We start from the raw sequence: 17,687 nt of genomic DNA, 5'->3' as shown, positions 1-17,687 counted from the left end.
CACGGCCGGTGATGATTTCGACGCGCGTCGGGTCGTTCGGCATAGGCGTATGCCTAGGCGCAAGCCTAGGCCCTCGGGGCTATGCCCGGTGTCCGGTCGAAATAGGGGCCACTCCACCGATGGCCGATTGCCTTCCCTCATGGGGCTTGGCGAGTTCTACACGGCAGTAGCTGCCGCACCCCTGAGGCTGCCCTAAGCAGGACCGACAGAGTGAGCCAGCTGCTTCCGCCCTGCTTCCGCGGCTCCAAACGCAGAAAGGGCCCGCCGAAGCGAGCCCTTGCTAAACGCCTGTGTTTCCTAAGGAAAACTGGAGCGGGCGAAGGGATTCGAACCCTCGACCCCAACCTTGGCAAGAGCGTTCGACTCAAGCCAAAACAAGGGCTTAAGTAGGCTCTGGTAGGCAATATTGGCACGTCAGCCCAAAGGGTTGGCTAACGATGCGTGCTAGTAGCGTTCTACCGGAAAACGACTTTGAGGACCAGCGGAACGGCATTGCGCTGGCAGATTTGGCGGCGCTTCCGCGTTGGGTAGCCTGGCAGACCGAAGGCCGTGGGCCGGAGGGCAAGCCGACCAAGGTTCCCTACTCGCCTCTCGGCGCGAAGGCGCGCGCCGACTCCCCGGCCACCTGGGGCACCCGTGATGCGGCCGAGATCCGCGCCGAAGTATTGCCCCGGCCCTTCGGAGCTGGCGGCGTCGGGATCGAGCTGGGCGACCATGCCGGGCTGGCGATCGGCGGCATTGACCTCGACACCTGCCGCGATGCCGAGTCGGGCGTGCTGGCGCCCTGGGCGGCCGAGGTGGTGGAGCGGTTCGGCTCCTACACGGAGGTTTCGCCCTCCGGGACGGGCGTGAAGATCTTCTTCGTGTTCGAGGGAACCGACCTTCCGGCGCTGCGCAGCGCCATGGGTTCGGAGCACGGCCGCCAGTTCAAGCGGAAGGGCGCTGGCGACCATCCGCCCGCCATCGAGCTTTACCTGGGCAACCGATACTTCGCGGTCACGGGGCAGCACCTGGCGAACAGCCCGGCCGAGATGCGCCCGGTGGAGGCCGACACGATTGGCTGGCTGCTGAGCGAGGCTGGCCCGTCCTTCGCGGCTGGTGGCGTTGCTCCGTCCCAGCCCGGCCGGCTCGAGCGTGCGCTCCGACTGGCGACGAATGACGGCAGCCGCAGCGGGGCCGCCTTCAAGATTGCCGCCGAGGTGAAGCGCACAGGCGGCACCTATGACAACTTCCGGCAGGAGCTGGACGCCGACCCCACCACGGCCGCCTGGAAGGCCGAGAAGGGCATGGCGAACGGCGAGCGGGAATTGCGCCGCGCCTGGGAGCGAGCCGGCCAGACGCCCGCCAATGACGACGACCTGCTGACTGAGAGCGCGGTGGCCGATCAGTTCGCCACCTGGGCAGAACATCGGCTGCGCTACTGCCACGACTCGGGCCTTTGGTACGAGTGGACCGGGACGCACTGGAAGGCCGACCGCAAGCACGCCGCCTTCACCTACGCCCGCCGGCTGACGGGCGATCTCTCCCGCACCGCCGAAGCGAAGATCCAGGCCATCACCGGCAAGGCAGCCTTCTGCGGCGGAGTGGAGAAGTTCGCCCAGCGTGACGAGCGGCTGGCGGTGACGGCGGAGGATTGGGACCCGGATGCCTACCTCTTGGCGACCCCAGGCGGCACGGTGGACCTGCGCACGGGAAAGATGCGTGCAGCCCAGCCGGGAGACATGATGACCCGCCTCACCGCTGTAGCGCCTTCCCGGCGGGCACCGCCAGACCTGTGGCTGCGCTTCCTGGACGAGACGACAGGCAAGGATGATGAGCTGATCGGCTTCCTTCAGCAGTGGTGCGGTTACTGCCTCACCGGCGACACGCGGGAGCACGCGCTGGTGTTCGGTCATGGTGGCGGCGGCAACGGTAAGAGCGTGTTCCTGGATACGGTATCCGGGATCATGGGCGACTATGCCGCAGTGGCTGCCATGGACACCTTCACGGCCAGCCAGGGCGACAAGCACCCCACCGACTTGGCGGCGTTGCGCGGCGCGCGGATGGTGGTCGCGTCCGAGACGGAGGAAGGCCGTGCCTGGGCCGAGAGCCGCATCAAGGCCCTGACCGGCGGCGACAAGATCAGCGCCCGCTTCATGCGCCAGGACTTCTTCACCTATCAGCCGCAGTTCAAGCTGACGATCATCGGCAACCATAAGCCAGTGCTGAAGAATCTGGACGAGGCCATGCGGCGCCGAATGAACTTGGTGCCCTTCACTCGTAAGCCGGCGACCAAGGATCTTGAGCTGAAGGAGAAGCTAAAGGCGGAATGGCCCGCGATCCTGGCCTGGATGATTGACGGCTGCCTGGCGTGGCAGGCGGATGGGCTGACCCGCCCTCCGGTGGTGATCGAAGCTACGGCGGAATACTTCGCTGAACAGGACTACTTCGCGCGCTGGCTGGCTGAGTGCTGCATCCTCGACGCCACCTTGAGCACCAAGCCCGCCGCCCTGTTGGCTAGCTTCCATCAGTGGTGCCAAGCGAATGGCGAGGAAGTGGCTGATAACAAGCGACTACGCGGCATGATCGAGCGGACGCCCGGGCTTCGCTACATCACCCCCAAGGGCATTCAGTGGGTCCGAGGCATCGGCCTCCGCTCCACCAGGGGTGATGAGAAGGTGGGAGGGTGGGAGGGTGGTGGAGGGTCAAACCCATGATGCACCACGCGCGCACGCGCGCACATAGCGGGAGAACCGGGGAACCCTCCCTGACCCTCCCACCCTCCCACCCTGGGGCGCTGGAGGAGCTGGCCGAGCGGGTCTCTCGCCTCTCCCCCGACCGCCGAGACCCCGAGCGGTTCCACCTGGAGAAAAGCGAGCTGGCGCACGCCCTGCGCCGCCTCGCGCGGGCCTGGAGGCAGGCATGACCGAGGCCATCGCGGGTCCTTCCGACGCAAACCAATCGCGGGGGTTCGAACCCCGTGATTTCACCCGCGAAAACCCCGAGGGTGAGCCTACCGTTTCCGTGAGCGGCGCTGAACTGGCCGCCCGGCTGCGCCTCTCGGAGCGGGCAATCCGCGACCTGGCCAAGCGGGAAATCGTCGTGAAGCTGAGCCACGGCGCCTATGACCTGTGGGCCAGCATCGGCCGCTATGCCGAGCACATGCGGGAGGCCGCAGCCGCCCGCGGCGAGCACTCCGCCGGCTCCGAGCTGACGCGCGAGCGCATCCGGGAGACCAAGGAACGGGCCGACCACCTGGCGCTCAAGAACGGCCAGCTCACGGCCGACCTGGTGGAGGCGGTGAAGGTCGAACGCGAATGGTCCGACATTCTGCGCGGCGTGCGCGGCCGGATGCTGGGGGTGCCGGGGCGGTGCCAGCAGCGCCTTGGCCATCTGACGCCCCATGACGTTGCGACGATTGACCGAGAAATCCGGGACGCCCTGGCGGAGGCCGGAAATGACGACGCTTGAGACCGTCCGCAAGCGCGCGCTGCGGGCACTGACCCCCCCTCCGCGCCTGGCGCTCTCGGAGTGGATGGAAGCCAGCCTGCGCCTGCCGGAGGGCGTCTCCGCGCTGCCTGGGGCCGTACGGCTATGGCCGTATCAGAGGGAGATTGCCGACGCGATTTCTGATCCCGCCATTGAGCGGGTGACGCTGGTGAAGTCCGTTCGCGTGGGCTTCACCACGCTCCTGACCGGCGCCATGGCGTCCTTCGTCGCCAACGAGCCGGCGCCCATCCTGGCCCTGCTACCGACCGAAGCGGACGCGCGAGATTACATCGTCAGCGACGTGGAGCCGATCTTTGAGGCGTCTCCGGTGCTGCGCGGGCTTTTGTCGGCAGATGCCGACGAATCCGGCCGCAACACTCTCCTGAGCCGCCGCTTTCCGGGTGGTTCGTTGAAGGTGGTGGCAGCAAAGGCGCCCCGGAATCTGCGCCGCCACAACGTCCGGGTGCTGCTGATCGACGAGGCCGATGCGATGGAGCCGGGCAAGGAAGGCTCCAGCATCCGCCTGGCCGAGCGCCGGACACTCTCCTTCGCCAACCGCAAGATTGTCCTGGGCTCCACGCCGCTCCTGGAGGAGACCTCCAACGTCCTGCGGTCCTATGCCGCCAGCGATCAGCGGGTTTTCGAGGTGCCGTGCCCGGCCTGCGGTGCCTTCACGGAAATTCAGTGGTCGCACATCGAATGGGAGACCGACGCGCCGGCCACCGCTGCCTTCCGCTGCCCGCATTGCCGCGAGTTGGTGGCGGAGCGGCACAAACCGGGCATGGTCGAGGCGGGGCGCTGGCGGGCGACACGCCCCGAGGTGGCGGGCCATGCCGGATTTCGCCTCAACGCGCTGGTCTCGCTGCTGGCGAATGCCTCCTGGGCGAAGCTGGCCGAGGAGTTCCTGACGGCGAAGGACGACAGCGACGAATTGCAGACCTTCGTCAACACGATCCTGGCGCAAGGCTGGCGGGAGGCCGGCGAGGAACTGGACGAGACGGCGCTGTTGAGCCGGGCGGAGCCATTCAGCCTCAACGCCATCCCGGCCGAGGTGCTGGCGGTGACGGCCGGCGTGGACGTGCAGGACGACCGGCTGGAAGTGTCCCTTGTCGGCTGGAGCCGTGACGCCGCGCTGGTGCTGGGCCACACGATCATCTGGGGCACGCCCGACGATGACGCCACCTGGGCCGAGCTGGAGGAGCTGCTGCGCACCCGCTGGAAGCACCCCAACGGCGGCTGGCTGAAGGTGGATGCGGCTGTGGTGGACAGCGGCGACGGCGACTGGACGGAGAAGGTTTATGCCTTCTGCTTCCCCCGCCTGAGCCGCCGCATCATGGCCGGCAAGGGCGCCTCTGGAAGCCGCCCGGCGATTCAGGCATCTGCCGGCAAGGTGAAGGGCGGCAGGCTTTTCCTGATCGGCGTGGACGGGCTGAAAACCACGATCATGAGCCGCCTGGCGCGCGGTCAGTCCATCCGGTTCAGCGACACGCTGGAGCCGGTCTATTTCGAGCAGCTTTGCAGCGAGCGGAAGGTGGTCCGGTACAGCCGCGGCCAGCCGCAGCGGCGCTTTGAGCGGAAGCCTGGGGCACGGGCCGAGGCGTTGGACTGCCTGGTGTATGCCTTCGCCGCCCGCCACGGCGTGACGCTGCACTTCGATCAGCGGGAGGAGGAGATGCGGGGGGTGTCGGTTGAACCGACACCATCGGTGGTGCGGTCGAGGTGGCTGAGCGGAGAGGGGTAGTCCCCACCGTGGGGCGAAGAAGGCTAAGGCTTCATGCCAAACGTCTTCTTCGCCGTTTCGGAAGCCAAGTCACTAATCACCTTGATGGCGATGTCGTAAGCAGGCTTTCCCATCCTCGACATCAGGCGCTTTAGCTTCAGCGCGGCAATCTCAGTTCGAGGATTATCAGAAGCGATCAAGGGAATAAGTTCAGCTGCGTCGGATGCATCTTGGCCGTCCAACTCCAGCTCAAATATTTCTACCGCACTTGCTAATGCAGCCTGCCGCCATGGGTACGCCACGCCACACTGCGTGCAGTTATTGGGTACCGGAACACGCGATACAGAGAGGACGCCAGACCCATAGTAATAGCCTGGGATCGGCGTCCTGCATTCAGGGCAAGCCGTGATAGTCTCCGCGCCGCATTGGTCGCAGAAGGGTTGATTGAACTGCGGCATGGACCGCGCCGAGCTGTTGATCTGGTGTCCGTTCATGCAAACCTGCATGACGTCGTAGCCCTCACGCATCGCGGGGCTCCTTACCCAACGGCCTTAGTGAGGAAGCCATGTTCCTCTAACCAGCCTCGCAAGATGCGCTCCACCAAGTAGGACACGCTTCGATCTTCGGCGGCAGCCGCACGAGTGATCGCTTCTTTCGTGTCGTCGTTGATACGGAACGATAGGACGGCTGCCTTGGCCATCTCTTACACCCTCTTACAAATCTCTTGACCGCGCGGAAGACATTGTAAGAGAGTGTGAGCGGCCGAGCAAGGAGTTCGCACCTCCGAGCCCGGCCTAACCACAACCCGCTGAAAAAGGGTCAGCAGGCAATGGCTGAAGCCATTCATACCACAATCACGCCCACCCTTGCGCAGCGCACCCTGGCCTATCTCGCCAGCGGCAGCCCGCCGCCCTTCCTGGCCTTCGTCTGGCCCAACCCCAGCCGCCCGTGGACGCCTCCTGAGCCTCTCCCCGGGCCGGGTGAGCGGGCCGCTCTCTCTGGTGGGAGACGTGGCATGAGCATCACCAGAAGATCCGCCCTTGCATCCCTCCTGCCGATCGCCGCCGCGCCCGGCTTGGCGTCGGCCGTGCCGGTTCCGGCCGACCCCGCGCTTACCGCTTATCGCGCCGTCATGGCTCAGCACGACCACATCGAGAGCGTCGCCAACGAGCACTGGCACTTGGTGGAGGAGTGGTGCGACAGCGAAATGGAAGCCCTTGAGGCGCTGGCTGATCCGCACCCCGTAAGCCTTCCCGCTTTCCTGCACCGTGTGATCGTACTGGCCCAGCGTCTCGATGACGGAGCGGGCTGGAACATGATGCAGCCGGAGGAGCAGCTGCTCCGCTCTCTCGCCGAGAAGGCGCTGGCGATGCTGGTCGGGATGGAGGGCGGGGCATGAGCCAGCACCCGGCCGGTACGCCCCACCGTGGGGCTTGCCTCCTGGAGGACACGCGCAGTTCGCTCCACGGCGGCGCAAACCTCCTTCGCGTCCACGCGCAGATCCTTTTCTTGCACGCGCGCATCGCCTGGAACCGCTGGCACATCGCCCGCATCAAGCGGCGGCTTGCGCGCGCTCCCTGAACGAAGCGGCCCGGCGGGGTGTCACCCGCCGGGCCAGTCTTCACGCAACGTTCGTCGATCTCAGGATACCGCCCCCGCTGTCCGGCTGACGGGACGGCACCACCTTCATACCAAACCTGCGGCACGAGGCGCAAACACTACCTGCGCATTTAAAGCTTGCAACTTCGTTGTCTGCCTTGGTACGGTGCCTCGTTCTCAGGAGGTAGCCCATGACGACTCGATATCGGTCCATCGACGCCGCCCGCGCAGCAGACGTTGATCGACGCCAGATCGACGTTCTGATTTCGCGCAAGCTGTTCGCCACCCAGCATCAGCCCGGCCCGGGCGAAGCTCGCCTCTTCACGGAAGGCGAAATCATTAAGCTTGCCCTGTTGGGCGAGATCCTGCGCCTCAACGTCCCAGCTGTGGCGTGCGCGGACATCATCGAAAAGCTGTATCCCCTCTCGGTACCTTGCGCCGTCGCGCTGTGGCACGGCTTTGCCGAGCTGATCCAGTCCTCGCCCCGTGGCGAACCGCTGACCGAGAACACCGGGAGGAGCGGCGTCTTTGTTCGCGCCGACACGCCGCTCGAATTGTCCAACCAGGCGGGGCAGCGCCTCGCATGGGATGTGATCCGGATGACGGATCTTCAGGAATTTATGGAGAGCCCGCGGGTCGCCGCCGCGATTGTGGTTCCGATCGACCGGGTTGTGCAGCGAGTGAAGCTGCGCCTCAGCAAGATGACCCCGGCCGGCTGATCCCATGCTCCGCGACCTCCTCCGCCGCATCCTGCCGCAGACCTCGACCCGCCGCTTCGATGCGGCTGGGGGCGGCCGGCGGTGGAGCGCGGCCCCCAGCTTCGGGCCGATCAACCCGGAAGTTCTCGCCGCCGCCGAGCCCGTGCGCCGCCGGGCGCTCTACTTCGCGCGCAACAACCCCCACGCCATCGCGGGCGTCTCCGCCCTGGTCAGCCATCTTGTCGCCTACGGCATCAAGCCGACCTCCAAGCACCCCGACGCCGCCGTGCGCGCCGCGCTCCAGGCCGCATGGGACCGCTGGACGGTGGAAGCCGATGCCGATGGCGCCAGCGACCACTACGGCCAGCAGGCGCTCCTGACGCAGACCATGGTCGAGAGCGGCGAGGCGTTCGCCCGGCTGATCCCGACGCGCTCCGGCCTGCGGGTGCAGGCGCTCCCCGCCGAGATGATTGACCTGGCCGACACGCGCGAGCTGGGCGGCGGCGCCCGCGTGGTTGGCGGCATCGAGTTCGACAGCAGCGGCCGGCGCGTCGCCTACCATGTCTTCACCTCGGACCCCACCGCCGCCTTCGAGACCCGCACCAACACCGTCCGCATCCCCGCCGCCGACATGGTGCATCTCTACCGCCCGCTTTCGCCGGGGCAGGTGCGCGGCATCTCCTGGCTGGCGCCGGTTCTCTCGCTCCTCAACGAGCATGACCAGTACGCCGACGCCGCGCTGATGGCCGCGAAGATCCAGGCAATGCACGCGGGCTTCCTGGTGGACCAGAACGGCACGGGAGGCGCCGCCTTCGAGGGCACGCAGACGGGCAGCGTCATGGAATCGGGTCTGGAGCCGGGCACGCTGCGCTATCTGCCGAGCGGCTGGGACATCAAGTTCTCCAACCCGGCACAGATGGCTGAGGGTGCCGCCTTCGCCGCTTCCCAGCTCCGCGCCGTGGCGGCCGGGCTGGGCATCCCTGAGCACCTGCTGACCGGCGACCTGAGCAACGCGAATTACAGCAGCCTCCGCGCCGGCATGGTGGCTTTCCGCCAGCGGATCGAGCCCATCCAGCACGGCATCATCGTGCATCAGCTCGTGCGCCCCGTGTGGCGCCGGTTCGTTGCCACTCTGATCCTCTCGGGCCAGATGGCGGCGCCGGACTTCGAGACGAACCCGGAAGCCTGGCTCGATGCGGAGTTCTACCCGCCGCCGATGGCGTGGGTTGATCCGGCGAAGGATGCCGAGGCCACCGCGACCATGATTGCCGCCGGCCTGAAGTCCCGCCGGCAGGCAATTGCGGAGCTTGGCTACGACGCGGAGGCGCTGGACGCCGAGATTGCCGCCGACCGCCAGCGCGAGGCTCGCCTCGGTCTGCGCTTCACCGCCAACCAAGGAGACCAGAATGTCGGTTGATCTGCTGACGCGAAGCGCAGCGATCCAGCCCGAATCCTTCGACGAGGCTGCGCGCACCGTGCGCGTGGTCTGGAGCACCGGAGCCGCCGTCAATCGCCGCGATGCACAGGGGCCGTTCAGTGAAGTCCTGAGCCTGGCGCCGGATCATGTGCGGCTCGACCATCTGCGCGGCGCCTCCGTCCTCGACACGCACCAGCAGCGCGACCTTCGGAACGTGCTGGGGGTCGTGCAGGAGGCGGGCGTGGAGAGCGGAGAGGGATGGGCAACCATCCGCTTCAGCACCCGCAGCGAAGTGCAGCCCATCGTTCAGGACGTGCGCGATGGCGTCATCCGACACGTCAGCGTCGGTTACAGCGTGGACCGCTGGCAGGACGCGGTTGCCAACGGCACCCGCACCCGCACCGCCGTCTCCTGGACGCCGCGCGAGATTTCCTTTGTTCCCCTGCCGGCCGACCCCGGCGCCAGTGTGAGGAGTGCCCCCGTGGCAACCGAAAACCAGACGGTCGAGACCGGCAACCGCGCCGAGATCAACCAGCAGATCCGCAGCATCGCCAACGTCTCCGGCCTCGACGCCGCCTTCGCGGATGCCCTGATTGATCAGGCCGCGACGGTGGATCAGGCCCGCAGCGCCGCCTTCGAGGAGCTGGTGCGCCGCGGCGGCGGCACGATCCAGACGGCGCGGATTGAGGTGGTCCAGTCCAACGATGACCCCGCCGTGCTCGTCACCCGCATGGCCGAGGCCCTGGCGTCCAACCTGACGGGGCAGGCGCCCAGCGATGCCGCCCGGCCTTACACGGGCCTGGGGATGGCGGACAGCGCCCGCGCTCTCCTCGCCGCCCGTGGCGAGCGTGTCGCCACCCTGAGCCGGGAGGAGGTGCTGACCCGAGCGGCGGCGCATACCCTCTCGGACTTCCCCAATCTCCTGACGGGCGTGGGCAACCGGGTGCTGCTGCCGGCCTATCAGGCGGCGCAGACGCCTCTCCGTCAGCTTGCCCGCCAGCGCAACGCCAGCGACTTCCGCCCCGTCTCCCTGCTGCGCATCGGAGAGTTCGGTAAGCTGAAGCCGGTCAACGAGATGGGCGAGATCAAGGCGCTCACGACCGGCGAGGCGACCGAGGGATACACCCTCGACACCTTCGGTGGCATGTTCGCGCTGTCCCGGAAGGCGATTATCAACGACGACCTGGGCGCCTTCGGGCAGTGGGCCGCGATGATGGGCCGGGCAGCGGCGGACACGGAGGCGGACCAGCTCGTCAATCTGCTGACGCAGGCCAGCGGCACCGGTCCGGTGATGGGTGACGGCAAGCGCCTCTTCCATGCCGACCACGGCAACCTCGCCGCCACGGGTGGCACCCTGAGCGTTCCCACCCTCAGCGCCGCCCGCCTCGCGATGCGGATGCAGAAGGGTCTCGATGGGTCCAGCCCCATCAATGTCACGCCGCGCTTCCTGCTGGTGGCGCCCGACCTGGAGACCCTGGCGGAGCAGATCCTTGCCGAGCTGGCGGCCGGCTCGGTGGCGGATCAGAACCCGTTCAGCGGAAAGCTGACGCTCCTGGTAGAATCCCGGCTCCCGGCCGGCGCCTGGTACGTCTTCGCGGACCCGGCGGCTTCCACCGTCTTCGAGTACGCGTACCTCAGCAGCGCCCAGGGACCGCAGCTCGCGACCCGCGACGGGTGGGACGTGCTGGCCCGCGAGTTCCGTGTGGTCCTCGACTTCGGCTGCGGCGCGGTGGATTGGCGCGGCGCCTACCGGAACGCTGGGGCATGAGTGACAGCCTCGCCACGCTGAAGGAGGAGCGGGACGCGCTGATGCGCGCCCGCCACTCCGGCCTGCGGGCCGTCGAAATGTCGGACGGCCGGCGCATCGAATACCGCAGCGATCTGGAGATGGCGCGCTCGCTCTACGCCATCAACGCACTGATCGAAGCGGCCGAGGGCGTCACGCCTCCCCAGACCATTCTCTTCCGTACCTCGAAAGGGCTCTGATAATGCGGAACTACATCCAGCGCGGCGAGAACCTGACGGTGGCCGCCCCCTATGCCGTAACCTCCGGCGCTGGCGTCCTGCTGGGCGCCATCTTCGGAGTGGCCGCCGAGGATGCCGCCAGCGGTGCCACGGTGGACATCGCCACCTTCGGCGTCTTCACCCTCCCCAAGGCAACGGGCGCTCTCTCGGTGGGCGACGCCCTGTTCTGGGACAACACGGCGAAGGTGGTCACGAAGACGGCGACGGGGAACACCCGGATCGGCGTGGCCGTGGAGACCGCTGCCAGCGGTGACGCCACGGCGGCCGTGCGGCTCAACGGTAGCTTCTGAAGGTAGCCGATCCGCCTATGACCGATCCCGTCTCCCTGCCGCGCCTGTTGACGGAAGTCGTAGCCGCTGAGCGGCTGGGCATCTCCATCGACACGCTGCGGCGGGAGCGGCGGCGCCAGCGGATCGGCTACACCCTGATTGGTGGCCGGCCGCGCTACACCGAGCGGCACCTGGCCGACTACATCACAGCGAACGAGGTTGCACCTTGCGCAAAGGCGGATCGGATCAGCTCGGCCGCATCGGGGATTACTGGCTCTCCCGCCGCCCCAACAGTGCGCAGTGGTGCCGCACCTGGTTTGATCCCGAGTCGCGACAGACGCGCCGCGCATCTCTCGGCACTGACGATTTTGAGCAAGCCCAGCTCGCGCTCGCGGAGTGGGTCACGCTGAATGTCACGCTCAGGGTTCAGCATCCGCGCGACCTGCCCCTGGCGACCGTCTTTGCCCGCTACTTCGACAAGCACGCCCGGCACACTGTTGGCGCCAGTATCCAGCGCGGCAACCTGCGGACCCTCCTGGAGACGCTGCCGGAGGGCATCACCGTGGCGGAGCTGAACCTAGAGGCGCAGCAGACGGCCGTGGCAAAGCTGGCCCAGCGGTACGCCCCTGGGACCATCAAGCGCATGATGGGTGCCGGCAAGGCCGCCGTGACCTGGGCCTGGAAGAACGGCGAGCTGGACCGGCAAATGCCCTTCCTGAGCCTGCCGGAAGGGGAGGGGCGGGAGCGAGTTCTTAGCATCGAGGAGCTGGCGCGGCTGTGGTCGGAGGATATGCCGGATCACGTCCGCGTCTTTCTGATCCTGATGATTGGCACCGTAGGCCGGCCTGAAGCGGTGCTTCAGCTTAGCCGCTTCCAGTGCGACCTGGAGCGCGGGACCATCAACCTGAACCCGCCGGGCCGGGTCCAGACGAAGAAGCGCCGGCCGATCCTGCCCATGGCGGACTTCCTCCGCCCTTGGATCAAGGCCGTCAGTGCTGGCCCGCTGGTGACCTGGCGCGGCAAACCGGTGAAGAAGATTGCCGGAGCCTTCCAGACCGTGCGCGACGCGGCGGGCTTCGGCATGGACGTGACCGCCTATACGGTGCGCCACACCATGGCGACCGAGATGCGGGCGCGCGGGGTGCCTGAGCTGGAGCTGGCGGGCTTCATGGGGCACCTGATGCCCAACATTCGAACCACGGGGAGATACACGCATGTAGCGCCCGACCACCTGGCCCGCGCTCGCGCGGTGCTGGACGAGATCGCAAACGACATCGACCGGGTAGCGGCCCGGCCGATGGTAGGCTCTAATTTGCGTGCTAGTTGCGTGCCAGAGCTTCTGAGGGAGGGTAGCGGCCCGACCTCTAAGCCCTTGAAAACTGGAGCGGGCGAAGGGATTCGAACCCTCGACCCCAACCTTGGCAAGGTTGTGCTCTACCCCTGAGCTACGCCCGCGCTCCGTTCGGCGTGGGCGGGGATATGTCATGGACTTTGATAGGCCGCAATCCCCTCTGGGCAGTCGGGAGCAGATTTTTTCATCCTCCGCTCACGGGGCGGGGTGAGGGAGGAAAGCTGGGGGCTTCCTCCACCTCCCTCTGTTCATCATAGTGCCCTCGCCTGCGTCGGAAGCAATCCGTCTTGCCTCCGGGGCACCTGCGCTCCGCCGCAATCTCTTGCGGCTGGACGGGGAGGGCGGCATCGCTACCCCTACAAGAGGGGGCAGCACCGGGTCATCGGCCGGGGAGGGGGCGCCATGAGCCGGGCGGCCTCAAGAGGGCCTTCAGCAGGGGAGACCGATGCAGACCACTGAAGCCGAGCCTCTTGTGCTGACCAGCGGACGTGCGCCCGAAACTCCGGAGGGGTTGCTCGCCCGTCTGGCAGCGCTGGGCATCGCCGCGCGCACCGTCGGACACCCTCCGCTGCACACGGTGGCGGAAAGCAAGGCGTTGCGCGGCAGCCTGCCGGGCGCCCACGCCAAGAACCTGTTCCTGAAGCCCAAGGCGCCGGGCCCTTATCTCCTGGTCGTGCTGGAGGAGGACCGTCAGGTCGCGGTCAACGCGCTGCTGCGGCGGCTTGGGGTGCCGCGTGGACAGTTCACCTCGGCGGTCGAGCTGTTCGCCGAGCTGGGCGTGCGGCCCGGCGCCGTGACGCCGCTGGCGTTGATCAACAGCCTGCCGGGCCGAGTGCGGGTGGTGATCGACCGCGCTCTCCTGGACGGGGTGGAGACCGTGCACTTCCACCCGTTGGTCAACACCGCCACGACGGCGCTTGCCCCGGCGGATCTGTTGCGCTTCCTGCGTGCCCTCGGCCACGAGCCGGAAACGCTCGAGCTGGGTGCCGCTTCCTAGCCTGCCGGCAAATCCGTCCCGGCCGCCTTGCGCGCGGCGGCCTCCGGCGCATCTATGCAGGCAGGAATTCCGGAACCGGTGCTTTCATCATGGATACAATCCTCGACCCGAATCGCCCCTCCCCGGGCGGCGCCGACATCATCAAGGACGGCGACTCCAAGACCTTCATGCAGGACGTGGTGAATGCCAGCCGCGAAGTGCCTGTGCTGGTGGACTTCTGGGCCACCTGGTGCGGTCCCTGCAAGCAGCTGACCCCGGCGCTGGAAAAGGTGGTCACCGCGGCGCAGGGTCGGGTACGGCTGGTTAAGATCGACATCGACAAGAACCGCGCCCTGGTCCAGCAGCTCGCCCAGATGGGCCTGCCGCTGCAGTCGGTGCCGACGGTGGTGGCCTTCTGGCAGGGGCAGATCGCCGACCTGTTCCAGGGTGCCCTGCCGGAATCCGAGCTGAAGCGCTTCATCGAGGCGCTGCTGAAGCTGGCCGGCGGCCAGATGCCCGCGGCCGACCTGCTGGCCGAGGCGAAGCAGGCAACCGAGCAGGGCGACCACCAGGCCGCGCTCCAGCTCTTCGCCGCGCTGATGCAGCAGGAGCCGGAGAATGCCGAGGCGGTGGCGGGCCTGGCCCGGACGCTGATGGCGATGGGCGAGGAGGAGCGCGCGCTCGAGCTCATCGACTCGGTGCCGGAGAAGATCCGCGACCATGCCGAGGTGGCCGGCGTGCGCAGCGCGCTGGAGCTGGCTGCCGAGGGCCGCAAGGCGCGGGCACGGCTGGCCGAGTTCGAGAACCGTCTGGCCGCCGACCCGAATGACCACGCCGCGCGCATCGATCTGGCGGTGGCCCTGAATGCCATGGACCAGCGGAGCGAGGCGGCGCAGGCGCTGCTCGACTCGATCAAGCGCGACCGCGGCTGGAATGAGGATGCCGCTCGCAAGCAGTTGCTGAAGTTCTTCGAAGCCTGGGGGCCGACGGACCCGGCGACCGTGAAGGCGCGACGCGGGCTCTCAACCCTGCTGTTCAGCTAGCCAGGAGCCGGCCGGGCATGGACCCCGCCCGTTCCTGGCCGGACACGCTGCCGGCGGCGGTTCCGGTTTTTCCGCTCGCCGGGGCGCTGCTGCTGCCCGATGGCCGTCTGCCGCTGAACATCTTCGAGCCGCGCTATCTGGCCATGGTCGAGGATGCGCTGGCAGCGGGGCGGATGCTCGGCATGGTGCTGCCCGACCCGGCGCATGCGCAGCGGGCGGGACGGTCCACCCTCTACCGGGTCGGCTGCCTCGGCCGTATCGCCTCCTTCGCCGAGACGGAGGATGGCCGCTACCTGATCACTTTGCTTGGGGTCAGCCGCTTCCGGGTGCTGGAGGAACTGCCCGACAGCCCGCGCGGCTACCGCCGTGTCCGCACGGACTACACCCCCTACGCCGCCGACCGTGCCGAGCCGCCCGCTCTGGCGGACGAGCGCGCGGCGCTGCTCGGGGCAGTCCGCACCTATTTCCAGGCCCAGCGGATCGAGGCCGACTGGGCTGCCATCGACCGCATGGCCACGCCGACACTGGTGACCACGCTGTGCATGGTCTGCCCCTTCACGGACGCCGAGAAGCAGGCGCTGCTGGAGGCGCCGGATCTCAGGCAGCGGAGCACCATGCTGGTTTCCCTGATGCAGATGGACAGCATCGGCCCAGCCAGCGGCTCGGAGCGGCCGAGCTAGCGCAGACACGTTGACGCGCGGCGCATCGCGGCGCAGGAATCCCCTGACATGACGAACCCGAACGAACACGACCCCGCTGCCTCCGCCGCCCAGCCCGGCGGCCCGGTTGACCCGCGCCTGCTGGAGATCCTGGTCTGTCCGGTCACCAAGGGCCCGCTGCGCTATGACCGGGAGAAGGGCGAACTGATCAGCGATCAGGCCGGCCTGGCCTATCCGATCCGGGACGGCATTCCGATCATGCTGCCGGACGAGGCGCGCCACCTGGAGGGCTGATGCCCAATCCGGTTGAGATCCGGCTGCTGCGTGCTGAGAAGCGGCTGGCAGTCCACTTCGAGGACGGGGCCGCCTTTTCCCTGCCCGCCGAGTATCTGCGGGTGGAAAGCCCTTCCGCCGAGGTGCAGGGGCACGGGCCGGGGCAGAAGAAGATCGTCTCCGGCCGGCGCGCGGTCGGCATCATGCGGGTCGAGCCGGTGGGCCACTATGCCGTCCGGCTGGTGTTCGACGATCTGCACGACAGCGGCATCTACAGTTGGGACTATCTGTACCGTCTCGGCCGCGAGCAGGCGGAACGCTGGGCCGCTTATGAGGCGGAACTCGCCGCGCGCGGCCTTTCGCGCGATCCGCCCGGGCGCCGATAGGGCCGGAACTGCCGCGCGCATGGCCCTCCCTCCTTCCGTCCTGGCCATCGTCGGCGGAGGCTTCGCCGGCACGACCATGGCGGTACAGGCCCGCGCCGCTTGGCCGGCCAGCCGCATCCTGCTGTTCGAGCCGGCGGCGCCCGGCCCGGGTCTCGCCTATTCTACGCCCGACCCGAACCACCTGCTGAACGTGCCCGCGACGGGCATGAGCCTCTATCCCGACCGGCCGACCCATTTCGCGGAATGGCTCGCCATGCAGGCGGATGCGCCGGCGGCAGGGGAGGGACCCTGCTTCGCGCCGCGCAGGATGTATGGGCGCTATCTCCGGGAACAGGTCAGCAGCGCTGCTGCGCAAGGTGGCTTGCAGCATGTGCCACAGCGGATCGTCGCCCTCCTGCCACGTCCGGAGGGTGGGTTCCGCCTGCAGTCAGAGGACGGAGCGGAACACGCGGCGGATCAGGTGGTGCTGGCGCTCGGTGGCTTTGCCGCCGAGGGCGGGACGCCGCCGCATGTCTTCGGCGACCCGTGGGACCCGGCGGCGCTGCAGGGGCTGGACCCGAAGGCCCCGGTCCTGCTGGTCGGACTCGGGCTGACCATGGTGGACGTGCTGCTCACCCTGCGCGGGCGGGGGCATCGCGGACCGGTGCTGGGCATCTCCCGGCACGGCTGGCTGCCGCTTTCCCATGTCGCGGGCGCCTTTCCGCCGCCCTGGCCGATGCCCTCGGGGGAGGCGCTATGGTCGGGGCCGCTTGCTGCGCTGTGTACGCTGCGGCGGGCGGCCGCCGAGGCAGCCACCGCCGGGCAGCCCTGGCAGGCGGTGATCGACGGCCTCCGGCCGCAGGTGCAGCGCATCTGGCAGGAATGGGATCTGTCGGCACGGCGGCGCTTCCTGCGGCACGGCCGCAGCATCTGGAACCTGCACCGGCATCGGGTGGCGCCCGGCATTGCCGGCTTCCTGGCCGAACAGCGCGCCTCCGGCGCTTTGGAGATCATGGCCGGGCGCCTGGCGGCATGGCGACCCACCAAAGAAGGGGTGGAGGTCTCGCTCCGCCTGCAGAAGGGTGTGGGCCTCACCCGCCATGTGGCGCGCGCCCTGCTGTGCACCGGCCCGGATGCAAGCGACGCCTGGCGTAGCACCCCGCCGATTCCTCCGCTCGTGGCTGCGGATCTGGCGGCGCCCGATCCGCTCCGCCTCGGACTTTCGGTGCGTGCGGACGGGCAGATGCTTGCGGCGAGCGGGCAACCTGTCCCAGGCCTTTGGGCACTCGGGCCGCTGACCCGTGGAAGCCTCTGGGAAATCACCGCGGTCCCGGAGATCAGGGCGCAGGCGGCGGCGCTGATCAGGGCACAGGCGGAGGGTCCTGGAACGGCCGGCTAGGGGCAACCATATAACGGCCCTACGGAACGATTTCGTCCTTCCCGCGAGAAGGCGGACGTTAGGCACGATTCCCATTTGACATGGTGAGGGGTGGGGCGTAGAGAGCGCGCCCTGCTGCTGGGTTGGGTGCTGAGAGGTTCCTGGTTTGGTGGTGGGTCTGGAAGTTTTCTGGCATTCCTGGTGTTGACTTTGGAAGTAAAGCTTCCTAGATACCAAGTAGTTGCCGGAGAGTTTTTCTGATGGTGACTGAGCGGACCGAAAATTCTTCTTGACGGCTTCGGCCGGATGGTTTAGAAGGGGTCCGCGACGCTGATTGAAAATTGCATCGGGTTTTCTGGAAGGGAGACTGTCCTGGTTTGGTATTGACCTGGAAGGGTTGAGCCTGGCGGGTGTGTTTTGATCCTGATGTTGTGCTGGGTTTTTGG

At 67.7% G+C, this 17,687-nt stretch carries 18 protein-coding genes, 1 tRNA gene and 1 pseudogene; 17 read left to right on the top strand and 3 right to left on the bottom strand.

From position 1 onward, the window contains the following. Positions 1-437 precede the first annotated feature (437 nt). The 3 genes from QMO56_RS25635 (at position 438) to QMO56_RS25625 (ending at position 5,209) form a co-directional block, all read left to right on the top strand. Positions 438-2,696 carry a phage/plasmid primase, P4 family gene (locus QMO56_RS25635; protein WP_283530328.1) on the top strand — a complete coding sequence of 753 codons (2,259 nt, stop codon included), beginning with the start codon at positions 438-440 and terminating at the stop codon, positions 2,694-2,696. Positions 2,697-2,901: 205 nt separating this feature from the next. Further along, entirely contained in the window at positions 2,902-3,450 is a 549-nt protein-coding gene (locus QMO56_RS25630) for a hypothetical protein (protein ID WP_283530326.1), read from the top strand. Continuing rightward, complete coding sequence (locus QMO56_RS25625) at positions 3,437-5,209, top strand: phage terminase large subunit family protein (RefSeq protein WP_283530324.1); 1,773 nt, start codon at positions 3,437-3,439, stop codon at positions 5,207-5,209. The genes QMO56_RS25630 and QMO56_RS25625 overlap by 14 nt, the downstream gene beginning before the upstream one ends. 23 nt (positions 5,210-5,232) lie before the next feature. Here QMO56_RS25625 and QMO56_RS25620 read toward each other — a convergent pair whose 3' ends face one another. Together QMO56_RS25620 and QMO56_RS27055 are read right to left on the bottom strand one after the other, a co-directional pair. Continuing rightward, positions 5,233-5,715, bottom strand: a complete 483-nt coding sequence (locus QMO56_RS25620; RefSeq protein WP_283530322.1) for a DUF2321 domain-containing protein — start codon at positions 5,713-5,715, stop codon at positions 5,233-5,235. A gap of 11 nt (positions 5,716-5,726) precedes the next feature. Continuing rightward, complete coding sequence (locus QMO56_RS27055; protein WP_408906555.1) at positions 5,727-5,888, bottom strand: ribbon-helix-helix protein, CopG family; 162 nt, start codon at positions 5,886-5,888, stop codon at positions 5,727-5,729. Positions 5,889-6,203: 315 nt separating this feature from the next. Here QMO56_RS27055 and QMO56_RS25615 point away from each other — a divergent pair, with 315 nt between their 5' ends. From QMO56_RS25615 to QMO56_RS27050, 8 genes and pseudogenes are all read left to right on the top strand, one after another. Beyond that, on the top strand, positions 6,204-6,587 hold the full coding sequence (locus QMO56_RS25615) for a hypothetical protein (protein WP_283530320.1): 384 nt from the start codon (positions 6,204-6,206) through the stop codon (positions 6,585-6,587). 391 nt (positions 6,588-6,978) lie between these two features. Beyond that, positions 6,979-7,506 carry a hypothetical protein gene (locus tag QMO56_RS25610; protein WP_283530318.1) on the top strand — a complete coding sequence of 176 codons (528 nt, stop codon included), beginning with the start codon at positions 6,979-6,981 and terminating at the stop codon, positions 7,504-7,506. Between the two features lie 4 nt (positions 7,507-7,510). Continuing rightward, a complete protein-coding gene (locus tag QMO56_RS25605; protein ID WP_283530317.1) occupies positions 7,511-8,902 on the top strand; it encodes a phage portal protein in 1,392 nt (463 codons plus the stop codon). After that, complete coding sequence (locus QMO56_RS25600; protein WP_283530315.1) at positions 8,892-10,670, top strand: prohead protease/major capsid protein fusion protein; 1,779 nt, start codon at positions 8,892-8,894, stop codon at positions 10,668-10,670. Before QMO56_RS25605 ends, QMO56_RS25600 begins: the two co-directional genes overlap by 11 nt. Then, entirely contained in the window at positions 10,667-10,888 is a 222-nt protein-coding gene (locus tag QMO56_RS25595; protein WP_283530313.1) for a phage head-tail joining protein, read from the top strand. Before QMO56_RS25600 ends, QMO56_RS25595 begins: the two co-directional genes overlap by 4 nt. Positions 10,889-10,890: 2 nt before the next feature. After that, the gene (locus tag QMO56_RS25590) at positions 10,891-11,217 is read left to right on the top strand and encodes a DUF2190 family protein (RefSeq protein ID WP_283530311.1); all 327 of its coding nucleotides are present in this window, start codon (positions 10,891-10,893) and stop codon (positions 11,215-11,217) included. 17 nt (positions 11,218-11,234) lie between these two features. Next, on the top strand, positions 11,235-11,606 hold the full coding sequence (locus QMO56_RS25585) for a hypothetical protein (RefSeq protein WP_283530309.1): 372 nt from the start codon (positions 11,235-11,237) through the stop codon (positions 11,604-11,606). Between the two features lie 233 nt (positions 11,607-11,839). Continuing rightward, a pseudogene (locus QMO56_RS27050) lies at positions 11,840-12,361 on the top strand (hypothetical protein); the annotation flags it as partial. Between the two features lie 215 nt (positions 12,362-12,576). Here QMO56_RS27050 and QMO56_RS25575 read toward each other — a convergent pair. After that, a tRNA-Gly gene (locus tag QMO56_RS25575) sits at positions 12,577-12,651 on the bottom strand. A gap of 341 nt (positions 12,652-12,992) precedes the next feature. Between QMO56_RS25575 and QMO56_RS25570 the strand changes: the two genes are divergently transcribed. The 6 genes from QMO56_RS25570 (at position 12,993) to QMO56_RS25545 (ending at position 17,262) form a co-directional block, all read left to right on the top strand. Beyond that, positions 12,993-13,544 carry a prolyl-tRNA synthetase associated domain-containing protein gene (locus tag QMO56_RS25570; protein ID WP_283530305.1) on the top strand — a complete coding sequence of 184 codons (552 nt, stop codon included), beginning with the start codon at positions 12,993-12,995 and terminating at the stop codon, positions 13,542-13,544. Between the two features lie 89 nt (positions 13,545-13,633). Beyond that, positions 13,634-14,566, top strand: a complete 933-nt coding sequence (locus tag QMO56_RS25565; protein WP_283530303.1) for a co-chaperone YbbN — start codon at positions 13,634-13,636, stop codon at positions 14,564-14,566. Between the two features lie 17 nt (positions 14,567-14,583). Beyond that, positions 14,584-15,246 (top strand): LON peptidase substrate-binding domain-containing protein, encoded by a 663-nt coding sequence (locus QMO56_RS25560; protein ID WP_283530301.1) that lies wholly within the window; start codon positions 14,584-14,586, stop codon positions 15,244-15,246. Between the two features lie 48 nt (positions 15,247-15,294). After that, positions 15,295-15,519 (top strand): Trm112 family protein, encoded by a 225-nt coding sequence (locus QMO56_RS25555; RefSeq protein WP_283530299.1) that lies wholly within the window; start codon positions 15,295-15,297, stop codon positions 15,517-15,519. Beyond that, positions 15,519-15,884 carry a DUF971 domain-containing protein gene (locus QMO56_RS25550; RefSeq protein WP_283530297.1) on the top strand — a complete coding sequence of 122 codons (366 nt, stop codon included), beginning with the start codon at positions 15,519-15,521 and terminating at the stop codon, positions 15,882-15,884. Before QMO56_RS25555 ends, QMO56_RS25550 begins: the two co-directional genes overlap by 1 nt. 19 nt (positions 15,885-15,903) lie before the next feature. Beyond that, on the top strand, positions 15,904-17,262 hold the full coding sequence (locus QMO56_RS25545) for an FAD/NAD(P)-binding protein (RefSeq protein ID WP_283530296.1): 1,359 nt from the start codon (positions 15,904-15,906) through the stop codon (positions 17,260-17,262). The last annotated feature ends 425 nt before the right edge of the window (positions 17,263-17,687 follow it).

Origin of the sequence: Roseomonas sp. E05 (assembly GCF_030063475.1) — a bacterium.
GTDB lineage: Bacteria > Pseudomonadota > Alphaproteobacteria > Acetobacterales > Acetobacteraceae > Pseudoroseomonas.
The sequence above is the reverse complement of the archived record's forward strand: the minus strand, read 5'-3'. Positions and strand labels throughout refer to the sequence as shown.

Excerpts from the sequence above, each read along its gene's own strand:
- QMO56_RS25585 (WP_283530309.1), top strand. The coding sequence starts at position 11,235 with ATGACCGATCCCGTCTCCCTGCCGCGCCTGTTGACGGAAGTCGTAGCC.
- QMO56_RS25560 (WP_283530301.1), top strand. The coding sequence starts at position 14,584 with ATGGACCCCGCCCGTTCCTGGCCGGACACGCTGCCGGCGGCGGTTCCG.
- QMO56_RS25615 (WP_283530320.1), top strand. The coding sequence starts at position 6,204 with ATGAGCATCACCAGAAGATCCGCCCTTGCATCCCTCCTGCCGATCGCC.
- QMO56_RS25630 (WP_283530326.1), top strand. The coding sequence starts at position 2,902 with ATGACCGAGGCCATCGCGGGTCCTTCCGACGCAAACCAATCGCGGGGG.
- QMO56_RS25545 (WP_283530296.1), top strand. The coding sequence starts at position 15,904 with ATGGCCCTCCCTCCTTCCGTCCTGGCCATCGTCGGCGGAGGCTTCGCC.
- QMO56_RS25590 (WP_283530311.1), top strand. The coding sequence starts at position 10,891 with ATGCGGAACTACATCCAGCGCGGCGAGAACCTGACGGTGGCCGCCCCC.
- QMO56_RS25610 (WP_283530318.1), top strand. The coding sequence starts at position 6,979 with ATGACGACTCGATATCGGTCCATCGACGCCGCCCGCGCAGCAGACGTT.
- QMO56_RS25565 (WP_283530303.1), top strand. The coding sequence starts at position 13,634 with ATGGATACAATCCTCGACCCGAATCGCCCCTCCCCGGGCGGCGCCGAC.
- QMO56_RS25595 (WP_283530313.1), top strand. The coding sequence starts at position 10,667 with ATGAGTGACAGCCTCGCCACGCTGAAGGAGGAGCGGGACGCGCTGATG.
- QMO56_RS25555 (WP_283530299.1), top strand. The coding sequence starts at position 15,295 with ATGACGAACCCGAACGAACACGACCCCGCTGCCTCCGCCGCCCAGCCC.
- QMO56_RS25605 (WP_283530317.1), top strand. The coding sequence starts at position 7,511 with ATGCTCCGCGACCTCCTCCGCCGCATCCTGCCGCAGACCTCGACCCGC.
- QMO56_RS25550 (WP_283530297.1), top strand. The coding sequence starts at position 15,519 with ATGCCCAATCCGGTTGAGATCCGGCTGCTGCGTGCTGAGAAGCGGCTG.
- QMO56_RS27055 (WP_408906555.1), bottom strand. The coding sequence starts at position 5,888 with ATGGCCAAGGCAGCCGTCCTATCGTTCCGTATCAACGACGACACGAAA.
- QMO56_RS25625 (WP_283530324.1), top strand. The coding sequence starts at position 3,437 with ATGACGACGCTTGAGACCGTCCGCAAGCGCGCGCTGCGGGCACTGACC.
- QMO56_RS25635 (WP_283530328.1), top strand. The coding sequence starts at position 438 with ATGCGTGCTAGTAGCGTTCTACCGGAAAACGACTTTGAGGACCAGCGG.
- QMO56_RS25570 (WP_283530305.1), top strand. The coding sequence starts at position 12,993 with ATGCAGACCACTGAAGCCGAGCCTCTTGTGCTGACCAGCGGACGTGCG.
- QMO56_RS25620 (WP_283530322.1), bottom strand. The coding sequence starts at position 5,715 with ATGCGTGAGGGCTACGACGTCATGCAGGTTTGCATGAACGGACACCAG.
- QMO56_RS25600 (WP_283530315.1), top strand. The coding sequence starts at position 8,892 with ATGTCGGTTGATCTGCTGACGCGAAGCGCAGCGATCCAGCCCGAATCC.